We start from the raw sequence: 13,542 nt of genomic DNA, 5'->3' as shown, positions 1-13,542 counted from the left end.
GCTGCGGCGCGCCGCCCCGCGGCCGGGGCGCAGCGCATTGCGCAGGATGAACTGGGGCAAGCGCTGGCGGTGCTCGATTCTGCCCACGGCGGCGGTACCGATGCCGCGTTCGCGGGCCTGAAGGCGCGTGGCGGCGTGGTCGAGGGCTGCGGCATACCGGGCTATGGGGCTCACTCTATCCATGCGGAGTACCTGCAGGTGTCCAGCATCGTGCCGCGTCTGTATCTGGTGGCGCGGATGGTGATGGAGCTGTCGCACGCGCCAGAGCCGGGCCGGCGTGCGGCACCGGTCGGCAAAGATCAGGACTCGCTGGGCGGGACGTAGCCCGCCGCGGCGTCTGCGCCGCCGCCGAAGAAGTGGTTTTCACGAAACCATTTTTTGCAGCGCTGCACTACGTTACGCGCTGGGCGGGACGTAGCCCGCCGCGGCGTCTGCGCCGCCGCCAAAAAAATGGTTTTCCATCTGGCGGGCCAGGTATTGGCGGGCGCGGGCGTCGGCGAGGTTCAGGCGGTTTTCGTTGACCAGCATGGTCTGGTGCTTGAGCCAGGCCGCCCAGGCTTCCTTGCTCACGTTTTCATAGATGCGCTTGCCCAGATCGCCAGGGTAGGGCGGAAAATCCAGCCCCTCGGCTTCCTTGTTCAGTTTGATGCAGTGGACCATGCGTGCCATTGTGTGATTCCGTGGTTGCAGGTGCGCGGCCCCAAAAGGCGCGCTACACAGGTTTGATATGAATTTTGGTGATAAAAAACCAAATATATATTGTTTTGAGTTTCGTAGAACTGCTTCCAGAATGCCTGCAACTTCTTTGACAGACATTGGAAAGCCTCTATGCAACGTCGCCGCCACTTTATCAAGTTTCCTATGGCCGCAGGCCTGATCGCGTCTCTTTCGGCGCTGGCTCCGGTGCAGTTCGCACAGGCCCAGCAGGCGCAGGCGCCTGTGACCTTGCTGAATGTGTCGTACGACCCGACGCGCGAGCTGTACGCGCAGTTCAACCAGGCGTTCTCCAAGCACTGGAAGGCCACCACGGGCCAGGATGTGACCGTCAAGCAGTCGCATGGCGGCTCGGGCAAGCAGGCGCGCTCGATCATCGATGGCATTGACGCCGACGTGGCCACGCTGGCGCTGGCCGGCGATATCGATGCGCTGCACAAGCACGGCAACCTGGTGCCGGCCGATTGGCAAAAGCGCCTGCCGCTGAACTCGGCGCCCTACACCTCGACCATCGTGTTCCTGGTGAAGAAGGGCAATCCCAAGGCGATCAAGGATTGGGATGACCTGGTCAAGCCCGGCGTGCAGGTGATCACGCCCAACCCCAAGACTTCGGGCGGCGCGCGCTGGAACTACCTGGCAGCCTGGGAGTATGGCAAGCGCCACTATGGCGGCGACGCCGGGGCCAAGGACTACGTGGCCAAGCTGTTCAAGAACGTGCCGGTGCTCGATACGGGCGCCCGCGGCTCCACGGTGACTTTCGTGCAGCGCGGCCTGGGCGATGTGCTGCTGGCCTGGGAGAACGAGGCCTACCTGGCGCTCAAGGAGTTCGGCAGCGAGAAGTTCGAGATCGTCACGCCGTCGATCTCCATCCTGGCCGAGCCCACGGTGACCGTGGTGGACAAGGTGGTCGACAAGCGCGGCACTCGCAAGATCGCCGAGGCCTACCTGCGCTACCTGTATTCGGATGAGGGCCAGGACATTGCCGGGCGCAACTTCTACCGCCCCACCGGCGAGAAGGCCAAGGCGCAGTACGGCAAGCAGTTTGCACCGCTCAAGCTCTTCACCATCGACGAGGCCTTTGGCGGCTGGGGCAAGGCCGATGCGGCGCATTTTGCCGACGGGGCCAACTTCGACCAGATCTACACCAAGAAGTGATGCTGCCAGCGCTTGCCGAGCAGGCGCTTGCAGCGGTTTTATCCACGTTTCCGAAGAGGGTGACGCCATGCCAGTCCAGGCCATCAACCATGTGCAACTGCCGTTTCCGGTGGGTACCGGGCCCTTGATCCGCCATTTCTACGGCGAGCTGCTTGGCCTGCCCGAGCTGCCGTGCGGCCATGCCGGTGGTGCCGGCGCGACGGGCAATGGCGCGCTGCGCTTCGTGGCCGGCGGGCAGCGCATCGACCTGGTGCCGTCCACCGGGCGCGCCGCGGGCTCGGTCTCGCATCTGGCGTTGGAGGTGGATGGCCTGCCCGAGCTGCGCCAGCGCCTGCTGGATGCGCAGACCGCGGTGGTCGAGAGCAGCGCCTTGCCTGGCTACCTGCGCTTTTTTGCCAAGGATCCGGCGGGCAACCAGCTGGAGTTTCTGGAGCCGGAGCGAGGCGCTATCTTTGTCGAATGATTTTTCGCGGCCGGGCGCGACTGCACGGCCGCCCAGCTGCATGCCATGAATTTCCAGCAATTGCGAGCCGTGCGCGAGGCGACGCGGCAAGACTTCAACCTGACCGAGGTGGCCGCCACGCTCTATACCTCGCAGCCGGGCATCAGCCGCCAGATCCGCGAGTTGGAGGAAGAGCTGGGGGTGGAGATATTCCATCGCGCCGGCAAACGCCTGACCGGCCTGACGCCGCCTGGCGAGGTCTTGCTGCCCATCGTGAACCGGCTGCTGCAGGAGGCCGACAACCTGCGCCACGCCGGCGACGAGTACCGCGACAGCGGCCGCGGGCACTTGACGATCGCCGCCACGCATTCGCAGGCGCGCTATGCCCTGCCTGCGGTGGTGAAGGATTTTCGCCAGGCCTTTCCACAAGTGGAGCTGCACCTGCACCAGGGCTCGCCCAAACAGGTGGCCGACATGCTGCTCGAAGGGGTGGCCGACATGGGGGTGGCCACCGAGGCGCTGTCGGACTATGACGAACTGCTGACCCTGCCGGGCTACCGCTGGACGCACAGCGTCATCGTGCCCGGCGGCCATCCGCTGCAGCGGCTCGACCGCCCGCTGGGACTGGCCGATATTGCCGAGTACCCGGTCATCACCTATGAGCGCGGCTACACCGGGCGCGCCCATATCGACGATGCGTTTGCGCGCGAAGGCCTGATTCCCCATGTGGTGCTGACCGCAATGGATGCCGATGTCATCAAGACCTATGTGGAGCTGGAGCTGGGCATCGGCATCGTGGCGTCGGTGGCGGTGGACCTGCAGCGCGACCGCGGCTTGCACGCCATTGATGCGGGGCATCTGTTCGAGATCAATACCACCCGCATTGGCCTGCGCAAGGGCGCATGGCTGCGCGGTTATGCGTTTGCCTTCATCGAAACCTTCGTGCCCACGCTTACCCGCAGCGTGGTCGAGCAGGCGCTGCGTTCCTCGCTGTAAAAACAATGTAAACAATCCATGTAGATAAGTTTCTTGCGCAATGATTGATGGCTATGATGTCGTCTTTTTTGCAAGGAAAAAACAATGAGTGAGAGGCTGTTGTGGACTGCTTTGGCGGCCAGCCTGGCTTTGGCCGGCTGCAAGACCATGGATTCGGGCAATATCAGCGGGCTGATGGATTCCGGCGCCAGTGCGATGAAGGCAATGTCGCTGTCGGACGACGAGGTGGTCAAGCTGTCCAACGAGTCGTGCCAGGCCATGGATGCGCAGAACAAAGTGGCCAATGCCAAGAGCAAGTACACGCTGCGCCTGAACAAGATCGTTGCCAAGATGCCGCAGACCATCAACGGCAAGCAGGCGGTCTACAAGGTCTACCTGACGCAGGATGTGAACGCCTGGGCCATGGACAACGGCTGCATCCGCGTCTATAGCGGCCTGATGGATCTGATGAACGACGACGAGGTGCGCGGCGTGCTGGGCCACGAGATCGGCCACGTGGCTCTGGGCCACAGCAAGAAGAGCATGCAGACGGCCTATGCCGCATCGGCGGTGCGCTCGGCTGCGGCCAGCAGCGGCAATGCCACGCTGGCAACGCTGTCGCAATCGCAGGCCGGCGAGCTGGGCGAGAAATTCATCAATGCCCAGTTCTCGCAATCGCAGGAGTCCGCTGCCGACGACTATTCCTTCGACCTGCTGACGGACAAGAAGATGAACCGCCAGGGCCTGGTGACGGCTTTCCAGAAGCTGGCCAAGCTCAGCGGTGGCAGCTCGGGCAGCTCAATGCTGAGCTCGCACCCGCCGTCGGAGCAGCGCGCCCAGCGCATGCAGGACCGCATCAACGGCAAGTGAGCCGGAAGCGGCGCCATAATCGGGCGCAGCATGTCTCACCGCAAACCTGTCACCGTTGCCGACCTGCCGCGATTCGCGGTGCTGATCGATGCCCGCTCGCCTGGCGAATACGCGCTGGACCACATACCGGGCGCCATCAACTGCCCGGTGCTGGACAATGACGAGCGCGCGCAGATCGGCACCATCTACAAGCAGGTCGGCCCCTTCGAGGCCAAGCGCCTGGGCGCGGCCATGGTGGCCGCCAATCTGGCCCGCCACCTGCGCGAGACCTTTGCGCACCAGCCGCCCCATTGGAAACCCCTGGTCTATTGCTGGCGCGGCGGGCTGCGCAGCGGCTCGATGGTGACCTGGCTGCGCATGGTGGGCTGGGATGCGCAGCAGCTGCAAGGCGGCTACAAGTCCTACCGCGGCCATGTACTGCAGCAGCTGGAGCTGCTGGTGCCGCCATTGCAGCTGCGCGTGCTGTGCGGCGCCACCGGCAGCGCCAAGACGCGGCTGCTGCAGGCGCTGCAGCGGCGCGGGGCGCAGGTGCTCGACCTGGAAGGCCTGGCGCGGCACAAGGGCTCACTGCTCGGCGGCCTGCCCGGTGTGGAGCAGCCGAGCCAGAAGCAGTTCGAGACCCAGCTGGTGCACCATATGGCCCAGTTCGATCCGGCGCAGCCGGTTTTCGTCGAGGGCGAAAGCGCCAAGATCGGCCGCATTGCGCTGCCGCTCGCGCTCGTGCAGCAGCTGCGTGCCGCGCCGTGCGCCGAGATCGAGGCCACTGCGCAGGCGCGCCTGGACTATCTGCTGCGCGACTATGCCTACCTGGGCGACGATGTCGATGCCCTGTGCACCAAGCTCGCCTTCCTGAAGGAGCTGCAGGGCCGCGAAGTGGTGGAACGCTGGCAGGCCTGGGCCCGCGAGCGTGCGCTGGCGCCCTTGTTCGCCGAGCTGATGGCGCTGCACTACGATCCGCACTACAGCCGGTCGCAGGCGCGCAACTTCGCGCAATGGCCGCAGCGGGCCCGCTTTGGCAGCGGCAAGCTGGACGAGGCCGGCATCGAGGCCCTGGCCGGCGAGATCGCCGCGTGGGGCGGGCACGCGGCTCAGACGCCGGTCACGTCTGCCACCAGCACCTCATCGACGAAGATCTGGTAGTGCTGTGGCCCGGCGCCGGGAACCAGGGTGGTGTGGCGCCTTTGCACCCGCACCTGGTGGCCGGCAATAGGCCTTTCCCAGCTTTGCTCATGCTGCCAGTTGAAGTGCGTGGCCGGATCCAGCGGATTCTGGAGCCACAGGGTCTCATTGGGGGTGATGAGTTTCATGGCGCCGGACAGCCATTCGCGCGCGAACGTGACCGGCATCTTCCCCACGACGAAGCGGATTTCCATAGCAGCCTCCGTATACCCGTGAACGGTGCAGCGCCATGCGGCTGGAACCGCCCACAGATTGCAGTCCCTTGGTGCCATCTATCTCAGCACAAAACGCAGGGCGCCGCAATCGGCGAATGGCGCGGGATCGCGGCGCGGGGAGGCGGGCGGCCGCTGATGGTCGCTACCGGCCCTTGGAGGGTTTGGCGTCGTACTTGCGCCAGTAGCGGAACGCCTCTTCATGCAGGTCGATGTCCAGCTCCGAGACTTGCTGCTGCAGCCGCTGCTGCGCCTGCTCGATGGCCAGGTTGTAGATCGCCGGGCCGATCTCTTCGAGAAAGAAACCCAGCAGCGCGCCCGCGGCCACATTGCCGATGGGCTCGTCCATGTTCGTGCGGAAATAGCGCTCGATGGAGGCAATCGCCTGCTGGCGGGCCTCCTTGCTCAGCTCGACCGCCATGCTCAGCCTGCTGCCGGCACCAGCTCCACCTGGTAGCCTTGCCCGGTGGCGATGACTTGGAGCAGCCGGTCGATATTGGGATGGTTGCCGGGATGCTGGCGGGCATCGTCGGTATGCTCGGCAAACAAATCCAGGCCTTCCCGCGCGGCCTCCGCGGTGATGCTGCCATGCTTGGCCGCCAGCGCGTGATAGACCGCCAGCGAGCCGGCCTTGCCGGGCTTGTTCTCGATCACGGCAGCCTCGACGCCGGCGCCATCGATGAGCCTGAGCGCGGAGATGTGGGCGATGCTGGGGAGCTGGCGCAGGTTGTCGGCGAAGGCCATGGTGTTTTCCTTGATGAGTGGTAGGGCCGCCATTGTGCATGGAGTGCATGGGGGGGACGGCGGCGCGCCGGCAGATCAAGCGGCGGCGCGCGCATCCATCAGCCGCAGGATGAAATCCCAGTGCTCGCGCTCCACCGGCGTGATCGAGAGGCGATTGCCCTTTTGCAGCACGCGCATGCCGGCCAGCTCTGGATGGCTGCGCAGCTGGGCCACGCTGATGGGCGCACATTTCTTCAGCGCCTGCACATCCAGCAGCAGCCAGCGCGGCTGGTCGCGGCTGGCCTTGGGGTCGTAGTAGGGCGATTGAGGATCGAACTGGGTATCGTCCACACGCAGCTTGCCGGCGATCCGGGCCAGGCCGTAGATGCCGGGTTCGGCGCAGCTGGAATGCCAGTACAGCACGCCGTCGCCGGCCTGCATCTCGTCGCGCATGAAATTGCGCGCCTGGTAGTTGCGCACTCCATCCCAGGGAACGGTCGCATCGGGGGCCGCGAGCGCGTGGTCGATGGAGCACACCTCGGGTTCGTTTTTCATCAGCCAAAAGCGTTGCGAAGTGGTCATGGCGAAGTGGTTGCGGCAAGGGATGCCGGCAATCATAGGCCCCGCGGCAAGCGCCCGCGCGGTGATTCACTGCCGCTGGCAAGAATGATCAGGGCATTGTAGAATAGAGAGCTTTTTGCAATATGCGCAGAAACATGGGCAAACACAGGTTTGCGCATGGCTTCGTGCGGGTTTGCTTTTCCGCCAGACGGCAGGGGTAGGCAAGGATATGGAAAGGGCCGGGATTGCGAGGGATGGACTGGCAGTGGGGACTCATCCAGCTGCGTCTTTGGGCTACCTCTGCGAAGGTCTTCATTGCGGATTGGCGGGCAGCGGCCTGGCCGAACCAACAAAAGGATTGAACAGGATTTTATGGCTAAAGAAGAACTGATCGAGATGCAAGGCTCCGTGACCGAAGTGCTGCCGGATTCGCGCTTTCGCGTGACGCTGGACAACGGCCACGAACTGATCGCGTACACCGGCGGCAAGATGCGCAAGCACCACATCCGCATCCTGGCGGGTGACAAGGTGTCGCTGGAGATGTCTCCCTACGACCTGAGCAAGGGCCGTATCACTTTCCGCCACTTGCCGGGCCGCGGCCCGAATCCGTCCAGCTCTTCCTGAGGAGCGAGCCGGCCCGCCAGAGAGATGCTCCGCAGAACATAAAAAATCGAGCATTTTTCTAAAATGGCCAGCATGATGTGGTTACAATAGCAGCTTGTCGGAGCGTAGCGCAGCCTGGTAGCGCATCTGCTTCGGGTGCAGAGGGTCGCGAGTTCGAATCCCGCCGCTCCGACCATTAAAATCAAGGCCTTGCCGTGTAATGCGGCAAGGCCTTTTGTCTGACCGATTCCCTGCTGGATTCCCTGCTGTCTAACGGCTTCAGCGTACGGCGCGAACTTGCCGTGCCCTTTTGTGGCGCACGCGCATAGGTGAGGGCCTGTTTTGGCGAGCGGCAAGTCATGCTGTCGCCCGGAAGTGCTGGCATTGCCGCTATCTGCATGGCTGCGCACCGCGAACTGATGCGCATCCGCAGCCTGTTCAGGCGCTGGCCGCCGCAGGCCGCCGCCCGCTCATTCTTGAGTGATCGTCACCACGGGCGGCTTGGGCGTTTCGTCCACGACCAGCTTGAAGATGTCCGGGCGGGCGTAGTGCCCGACCACATCGAAGTCATACTTGCCTCGCGTGACGTCGTCCAGGTCGATATCCGCCGTGAGTATGCATTCCCCTTCGTGGTTCGGACCGGCCAGCAATTGCCCGGCGGGGCCGATGATGGCGCTGCCGCCGCGCATCAGCACGGTATCGGCCGAATTGCCCTGGATGGCATCGTAGTCCTCGGGGAAATCGCCCCGCGTGATGTACTGGCAGGCCGAAAAGACGAAACAGCGCCCTTCCATGGCGATGTGCCGCATGCTGGTGATCCACTCGTCGCGGTCGTCCGCCGTCGGCGCGCAATAGAGCTGGATGCCTTTGCCGTACATCGCCATGCGCAGCAGCGGCATGTAGTTTTCCCAGCAGATCACGGTGCCCATCTTGCCGAGCGGCGTGTCGAACACGGGCATGGTGGAGCCGTCGCCATAGCCCCAGATCAACCGCTCCACGGCGGTCGGCATCAGCTTGCGGTGCTTGCCTATCATTTCGCCGCTGGGCGAAAAATGCAGCGCGGTGCAGTAGAGCGTACCGATCTCCTGCTCCATGACACCAACCACGACGTAGGCCTGGGCCTCGCGCGCGGCCGCGCCGATCTCGTCGACCTCGGGGCCGGGTACCGTGATCGCGCCATTGAAGTAGCGCAGGAACTCCTCGCGTCCCCGCGGCAGCCGGCCGCCCACGCGCGCGCCGAAATCGCTGCCCTTTGGATAGCCGGAGACGGTGGCTTCCGGAAACACGATCAGCTTGGCGCCCAGCTCGGCCGCCTCGCGGATCTTGGCGACGACTTTCTCCACCGTGGCCTGCTTGTTGAAGGGGATTGATGCGGTCTGTACGACTGCCGCCTTGAATGTCATTGCGAAGACTCCTCAGAGATGATTTCGCCGCGTTCAATGGTGACGACACGGTCGGCCATCGGCTGCAGCAGCTTGGGATTGGATTCGGTGATGAGCACCGCAAGATCGGGCTTGCGCGCGCGCAGGGTCTTCAGGCTGTCGGCATAGCGCAGCGCCAGCGCCGGCGCCAGGCCCTGGAAAGGCTCGTCCAGCAATACCAGGTTCTCACCCGCCATCAGCGCGCGGCCCAGCGCCACCATCTTCTGCTGTCCGCCCGACAGCAGGCCCCCCAGGCGATGATTGAGCGGCTCCAGCTCGGGCGCCACGGAATAGATCAGATCCAGCCTTTCCTGGATTTGCTGCGCGCCGAGCTTGCAGGCCCAGGCAGGCACCATCATGTTCTCGATCGCGGTGAACTTGCCGATCAGGCGGCGCTCTTCCGGCGCAAAACCGATCCCCAGGCCGGCGCGCGCATGGGCTTCGCGCGCGGCCAGGCTCTGCCCTTGAAACAGGAGGCTGCCCTGGGCCAGGGGCAGCGTGCCCATGATGCTCCGCAGCAGCGAAGTCTTGCCCGCCCCGTTGCGCCCGATCAGGGCCACGGTTTCCCCGGCGCGGATATCGAGATCGACCTCGCGCAACACCTTCGCGCCTTCGATGTACGCGACCAGCTTGCTTGCCTGCAGCATCATTGGACGCCTCCGATCACATTGCGCAAGACTTCTTCGTTCTGGAGGATCTCGGCGGGCGGGCCGTCGGCGGCGACCTGGCCGGCGTTCCAGACGATGACACGGTCCATGTAGCGCTCGACCAATTCCATATCGTGCTCGACCAGCAAGGCCGCGATATTTCGCTGCCGCAAGACCGGCATCAGCATGTCCATGATCTCGAACTTCTCCTGGGAGCTGACCCCGCTGGTAGGCTCGTCCATCAACAACAGGCTCGGCGAAAGGGCCAGCGCCACGGCGATGTCCACCAGCTTGCGCACGCCTTCGGGCAGGGTGCCGATCTGCCGCCCTGCCTGGCCGAGCAGATCGAAAATGGCCAACAGTTCTTCGGCCTCGTCGCGCGCCGCCTTGCGATACAGGGAAGACAGCGTCCAGAAGCCGTCGCGGGCCGCCAGCGCCAGCAGCAGGTTCGCGAGCACGGACTGCTCGGAAAACAGCTGCGGCAGCTGGAAGGTCCGGGCTATCCCCAGGCGCGTGATGGCGCGGGGCTTGAGCCGGGTCAGGTCCTTCGCGCCGAAGAGCACGCTGCCTTGGGTGGGGCGCACATACCCCGTGCACAGATTCAGGAACGTGGTCTTGCCCGAACCATTGGGCCCGATGATGGACGCGATCTGCCCGCGGTAGATATGCAGGTTCACGCCGTTGGCCGCCTTGATGCCACCGAACTCGACGTGCAGGTCCTTCGAACTGATGATGACCTGGTCTTTCATTGCCGGGCCTCCTTGCGGCCGAACAGGCGCAGGCCCAGGCCGAACAATCCCGCCGGCGCGAACAGCACGATCGCCACCAGCACCATCCCCATGATCAGTTGCCAGGAATTGGCCGCGTAGGTGCTCGCGGTGCTGCGCACCGCCTCAAAGGAAACGGCACCCAGCAAGGCGCCGAGCACGTTGCCGATGCCGCCCAGCACCGCAATGAAGACGAACTCGGCCGAACGGCTCCAGTAGGCCATTTCCGGCGTGACGTGGCCGGTTCCCATCGCCGCGATGGCGCCGCCCAGGCCCGCGAGCGCGGCGGAAAAGACGTGGCCGACGTAAAGCACCTGGCGCCCCGAGATGCCCAGGTATTCCAGGCGCGTCTCGTTGGTCTTGATGGCCGCCAGCGCCTGGCCCGGCGCCGAATTCAGGTAGCGCGTCACGACCAGCAGCGCGGCGGCCAGCATGGCCAGGGCGGTGTAGAACAAGGCCCAGCCGAAGAGCTCGACCTCCAGAGGCACGCCGGCCAAGGACTGTATCCGCACCGGCAGGCCGTCGCTGCCCCCGGTCAGGCCATACAGCTTGAGCGCCAGCGTAAATCCCACCATGGAAAAGGCCAGATTCAGCATGGCGTAGAAGATGTCGCGATAGCGTGACAGGATCAGGCCGAGGATGGCGCCCAACGCCGCGCTGGCCAGCACCGCCATGGCGATGACCGCCAGCGCGTCCGCGCTCACGTGGCGCGCGCCGAAGGCGGTGGCATAGGCGCCGCAGGCGAAATACAGCGCGTGGCCGAAAGAAACCTGGCCGGCGCGCAGCAGCAGCAACAATCCCAGCGCGCAGAACGAGATCGCCATGGCCATGGTCGCCAGCGGCCGCAGTGACGGCGCGATCAGCGGCAAGGCCGCGAGCAAGAGCAATGGCAGGCAGGCGAGCGCCGTCGTTTTGGAATGGGTTTTCATCTTCAGATCCGACGGACTTGGGGCTTGCCGAACAGGCCGTATGGCTTGACCAGGAGAATCGCGGTCATCACCAGATACGGCGCGACGGAGGACAAGGGGGGCAGCAGATGCACGCACAAGGCCTGCGCCAGCCCTATGATCACGGCGGTCACCGCCGTGCCCTGGAAATGGCCGAGGCCGGCGGTGGCCACGATGGCGAACGAAATCACGATGGAATCGGCGCCTATGCCCGGTACCAGCGAGGTCGTGGGCGATGCCAACGCCCCGCCCAGCGCGGCCAGCGCGGTGCCCAGCATGAAAGTGATCGTGTAGACCCGCTTGGCATTGATGCCCAGCACGCGCGCCACTTCGTAGTCCTCGATGACCGTCGCAATCAGCTTGCCTTGCCGCGTCTTGTTGAAATAGAAGGTCAAGGCCAGCATCACGGCGATCGCAGACAGTGGCAGCACGAACAGCTGGTAGGCGGTGTAGTAGATGCCGCCCACCTCGACCATCCCCAGCATGGCGAGCGGCGCATCATTGAACTGCGGCTCTACCCCGAACATCATCTTCTGCACGTCCTCCAGGATCATGAAGATCCCGAAGGTGAGCAGGAGCTGGAGCGCGTGCTCCTTGCCATAGATGCGGCGCAGCAGAAAGCGCTCGATGAGCGGGCCCAGGGTCACGCCGATGGCGACCGCCGCCAGCAACAGGGCTGGATAGGTCCAGACGCCGCCATCGGGGCCCGCCAGCCAGAGGCCAAGGGCCACGGCGCCATAGGCGCCCAGCGCGTAGAAGCTGCCGTGGGCGACGTTCAGGATGCGCATGATGCCGAAGATCAGGCTCAGGCCCACCGCCACCATGAACAGCACCGAGGCGTGCGCCAATCCATCCAGCGTGGCCAGCAATAGCGTTTGTTGCATGATGGGGGCGCTTATTCCGCAGGGGGGCCAACTTTCTGTAGAACTTTCGGCGAGAGTGTCTTGAACCAGTCGTCACTCCTCATGCCCGCCGGCGGTGAGGTCAGCTCGGGCGGGATCACCAGCAACTGCTTGAGCGTCTTGAAGTTCTGTCCGCTTTTCTCCGTGGCTACGCCCAGCAGCTGGCCTTCCATTGCCTGATGGTCTGCGCGGATTTTCAGCTGACCGGTGAAATCGTTCAGCTCCAATCCGCTCCACCCCTTGAGCAGCGCGGCTTGCAGCGTCTTGCGATTGCCGTCCCACGATGTCTCAAGCGCTTGCTGAACGGCGCGCACGGCCTGCGCCATGTGGTACGACGGGAAACTCGGATAGGCGCCCGTGCTTTTCTCAAAATCCGTCACGAAGGCTTGGTGCTCGGCGTTGCCCGCCATGGCGGGATTGAATGCCCAGCTGTCGCCGCGCATGCCTACGATGGCTCCTTCTGGAAAGGCTTTCCCCAGCTGCTGCATGGAGCTCTCGCCGTTGGCTGCCACCAAGCGGGAATTGCGGAACAACGCGCGGGACGATGCCTGCTTGACGAAGGTGTTCATATCGCCGCCCCACAGCGTCGTGAAGATAACGTCCGGGCGCAGGGCCGATAGGCGGGAAATCTCGGTCGAGTAGTCCGATGTGCCCAGTTTGGGGAACATTTCGGCGACGATCTTCACGTCCGGGCGCAGGGCCTGGACCACCCCGCGGAACGCGGCCCAGTTGTCGCGGCCAAACGCGTAGTCCTGGTTGATGCCGGCAATCGTCTTGACCTCGGGCATCAGCTTGAGCAGGTACAACGCCGTCGCAACGTTGTTCGACGGGGTGTAGTCGGACGTCCGATACACGTACTCGTACTTGGCGTCGGTGTAGATCCGCTCGGTACCGCAGTCCCAGAGCATGGTGGGCATCTTCAACTGCTCGGCGACCGGCGCAACCGCCAGGCAGATTGAACTCGACAGGCCGACGATCATCGCATCCACCTTGCCCGATTCGACCAGGCTGCGGTACTCCACGACGACGTTGTCCACGCCGTGGTTCTCGTCGATGAAAGTCAGCTCGATAGGCGCGCCCTTGATGCCGCCCGCGCGGTTGATCTTTTCCACCTGCAGGCGGGCTGCCTGCTGGGCCGGCACGCCAAACACGGCGCCGGCGCCCGACAGGTAGGTGGACACGCCGATGCGTATCGGGTCGGCTGCCTGCGCTGGTTGGCCCAAGGCGAAAACAGCACCCAGAACCGCTGAAAACGATCCTTTGTCTATCAATTTCATTGCTTCCCCTCGTTCACATGCACACATGTCGTTTGCGGGCGCACGGCCCGCGCTTTGCCGATGTTGCAGCCCGGCGCGGGCCATCCCAGTGAGCGAAAGTGTATTTATGACGGATTTTTCCGTCAATAAAATTTGCATAAAGGTTAA

At 64.2% G+C, this 13,542-nt stretch carries 18 protein-coding genes and 1 tRNA gene; 8 read left to right on the top strand and 11 right to left on the bottom strand.

Annotated features, from left to right (window positions below):
- Nucleotides 1-324: M20/M25/M40 family metallo-hydrolase (locus tag ACODRX_RS20840; protein ID WP_488873450.1), on the top strand; the 324-nt coding region annotated here is incomplete at its 5' end.
- Between the two features lie 72 nt (nucleotides 325-396).
- Here the strand turns inward: ACODRX_RS20840 and ACODRX_RS20835 are convergent.
- Entirely contained in the window at nucleotides 397-669 is a 273-nt protein-coding gene (locus ACODRX_RS20835; protein ID WP_488873449.1) for an oxidative damage protection protein, read from the bottom strand.
- Nucleotides 670-828: 159 nt separating this feature from the next.
- On the opposite strand from ACODRX_RS20835, the gene ACODRX_RS20830 reads away from it, so the two are divergent.
- From ACODRX_RS20830 to mnmH, 5 genes are all read left to right on the top strand, one after another.
- The gene (locus tag ACODRX_RS20830; RefSeq protein ID WP_488873448.1) at nucleotides 829-1,869 is read left to right on the top strand and encodes a sulfate ABC transporter substrate-binding protein; all 1,041 of its coding nucleotides are present in this window, start codon (nucleotides 829-831) and stop codon (nucleotides 1,867-1,869) included.
- Between the two features lie 67 nt (nucleotides 1,870-1,936).
- On the top strand, nucleotides 1,937-2,332 hold the full coding sequence (locus tag ACODRX_RS20825; protein WP_488873447.1) for a VOC family protein: 396 nt from the start codon (nucleotides 1,937-1,939) through the stop codon (nucleotides 2,330-2,332).
- Between the two features lie 45 nt (nucleotides 2,333-2,377).
- Nucleotides 2,378-3,307, top strand: a complete 930-nt coding sequence (locus ACODRX_RS20820; protein ID WP_488873446.1) for a CysB family HTH-type transcriptional regulator — start codon at nucleotides 2,378-2,380, stop codon at nucleotides 3,305-3,307.
- Nucleotides 3,308-3,391: 84 nt separating this feature from the next.
- Nucleotides 3,392-4,156: a metalloprotease LoiP gene (loiP, locus tag ACODRX_RS20815; protein WP_488873445.1), complete on the top strand. Its 765-nt coding sequence runs from the start codon at nucleotides 3,392-3,394 to the stop codon at nucleotides 4,154-4,156.
- Between the two features lie 30 nt (nucleotides 4,157-4,186).
- A complete protein-coding gene (gene mnmH / locus ACODRX_RS20810) occupies nucleotides 4,187-5,296 on the top strand; it encodes a tRNA 2-selenouridine(34) synthase MnmH (protein WP_488873444.1) in 1,110 nt (369 codons plus the stop codon).
- Here the strand turns inward: mnmH and ACODRX_RS20805 are convergent.
- The 4 genes from ACODRX_RS20805 to ACODRX_RS20790 all read right to left on the bottom strand — a co-directional run bounded on the left by ACODRX_RS20805 (nucleotide 5,245) and on the right by ACODRX_RS20790 (nucleotide 6,852).
- Nucleotides 5,245-5,529, bottom strand: a complete 285-nt coding sequence (locus tag ACODRX_RS20805; RefSeq protein ID WP_488873443.1) for a hypothetical protein — start codon at nucleotides 5,527-5,529, stop codon at nucleotides 5,245-5,247. The genes mnmH and ACODRX_RS20805 overlap by 52 nt on opposite strands.
- 163 nt (nucleotides 5,530-5,692) lie before the next feature.
- The gene (locus ACODRX_RS20800; protein WP_488873442.1) at nucleotides 5,693-5,968 is read right to left on the bottom strand and encodes a DUF2164 domain-containing protein; all 276 of its coding nucleotides are present in this window, start codon (nucleotides 5,966-5,968) and stop codon (nucleotides 5,693-5,695) included.
- Between the two features lie 2 nt (nucleotides 5,969-5,970).
- A complete protein-coding gene (locus tag ACODRX_RS20795; RefSeq protein ID WP_488873441.1) occupies nucleotides 5,971-6,291 on the bottom strand; it encodes a DUF2322 family protein in 321 nt (106 codons plus the stop codon).
- 75 nt (nucleotides 6,292-6,366) lie between these two features.
- Complete coding sequence (locus tag ACODRX_RS20790; RefSeq protein WP_488873440.1) at nucleotides 6,367-6,852, bottom strand: EVE domain-containing protein; 486 nt, start codon at nucleotides 6,850-6,852, stop codon at nucleotides 6,367-6,369.
- Between the two features lie 351 nt (nucleotides 6,853-7,203).
- On the opposite strand from ACODRX_RS20790, the gene infA reads away from it, so the two are divergent.
- Entirely contained in the window at nucleotides 7,204-7,455 is a 252-nt protein-coding gene (gene infA / locus ACODRX_RS20785; protein ID WP_488873439.1) for a translation initiation factor IF-1, read from the top strand.
- A 98-nt stretch (nucleotides 7,456-7,553) separates the two neighbouring features.
- Nucleotides 7,554-7,630: transfer RNA gene (locus ACODRX_RS20780), tRNA-Pro, on the top strand.
- A 274-nt stretch (nucleotides 7,631-7,904) separates the two neighbouring features.
- On the opposite strand, the gene ACODRX_RS20775 is transcribed toward ACODRX_RS20780, so the two are convergent.
- From ACODRX_RS20775 to ACODRX_RS20750, 6 genes are read right to left on the bottom strand one after another with little or no spacing between them, the layout of a single operon-like run.
- Complete coding sequence (locus ACODRX_RS20775) at nucleotides 7,905-8,837, bottom strand: carbon-nitrogen hydrolase family protein (protein WP_488873438.1); 933 nt, start codon at nucleotides 8,835-8,837, stop codon at nucleotides 7,905-7,907.
- Nucleotides 8,834-9,505 carry an ABC transporter ATP-binding protein gene (locus ACODRX_RS20770; protein ID WP_488873437.1) on the bottom strand — a complete coding sequence of 224 codons (672 nt, stop codon included), beginning with the start codon at nucleotides 9,503-9,505 and terminating at the stop codon, nucleotides 8,834-8,836. The genes ACODRX_RS20775 and ACODRX_RS20770 overlap by 4 nt, the downstream gene beginning before the upstream one ends.
- Nucleotides 9,502-10,251: an ABC transporter ATP-binding protein gene (locus ACODRX_RS20765; protein WP_488873436.1), complete on the bottom strand. Its 750-nt coding sequence runs from the start codon at nucleotides 10,249-10,251 to the stop codon at nucleotides 9,502-9,504. Before ACODRX_RS20765 ends, ACODRX_RS20770 begins: the two co-directional genes overlap by 4 nt.
- Nucleotides 10,248-11,198, bottom strand: a complete 951-nt coding sequence (locus tag ACODRX_RS20760; protein ID WP_488873435.1) for a branched-chain amino acid ABC transporter permease — start codon at nucleotides 11,196-11,198, stop codon at nucleotides 10,248-10,250. Before ACODRX_RS20760 ends, ACODRX_RS20765 begins: the two co-directional genes overlap by 4 nt.
- A 2-nt stretch (nucleotides 11,199-11,200) precedes the next feature.
- Complete coding sequence (locus tag ACODRX_RS20755; protein ID WP_488873434.1) at nucleotides 11,201-12,100, bottom strand: branched-chain amino acid ABC transporter permease; 900 nt, start codon at nucleotides 12,098-12,100, stop codon at nucleotides 11,201-11,203.
- A gap of 11 nt (nucleotides 12,101-12,111) precedes the next feature.
- Nucleotides 12,112-13,395 carry an ABC transporter substrate-binding protein gene (locus ACODRX_RS20750; RefSeq protein WP_488873433.1) on the bottom strand — a complete coding sequence of 428 codons (1,284 nt, stop codon included), beginning with the start codon at nucleotides 13,393-13,395 and terminating at the stop codon, nucleotides 12,112-12,114.
- Between the last annotated feature and the right edge of the window lie 147 nt (nucleotides 13,396-13,542).

Source organism: Comamonas sp. FG99, assembly GCF_057808605.1.
Note: the sequence above shows the minus strand (reverse complement) of the source record. Positions and strands in the feature narration are given on the sequence as shown.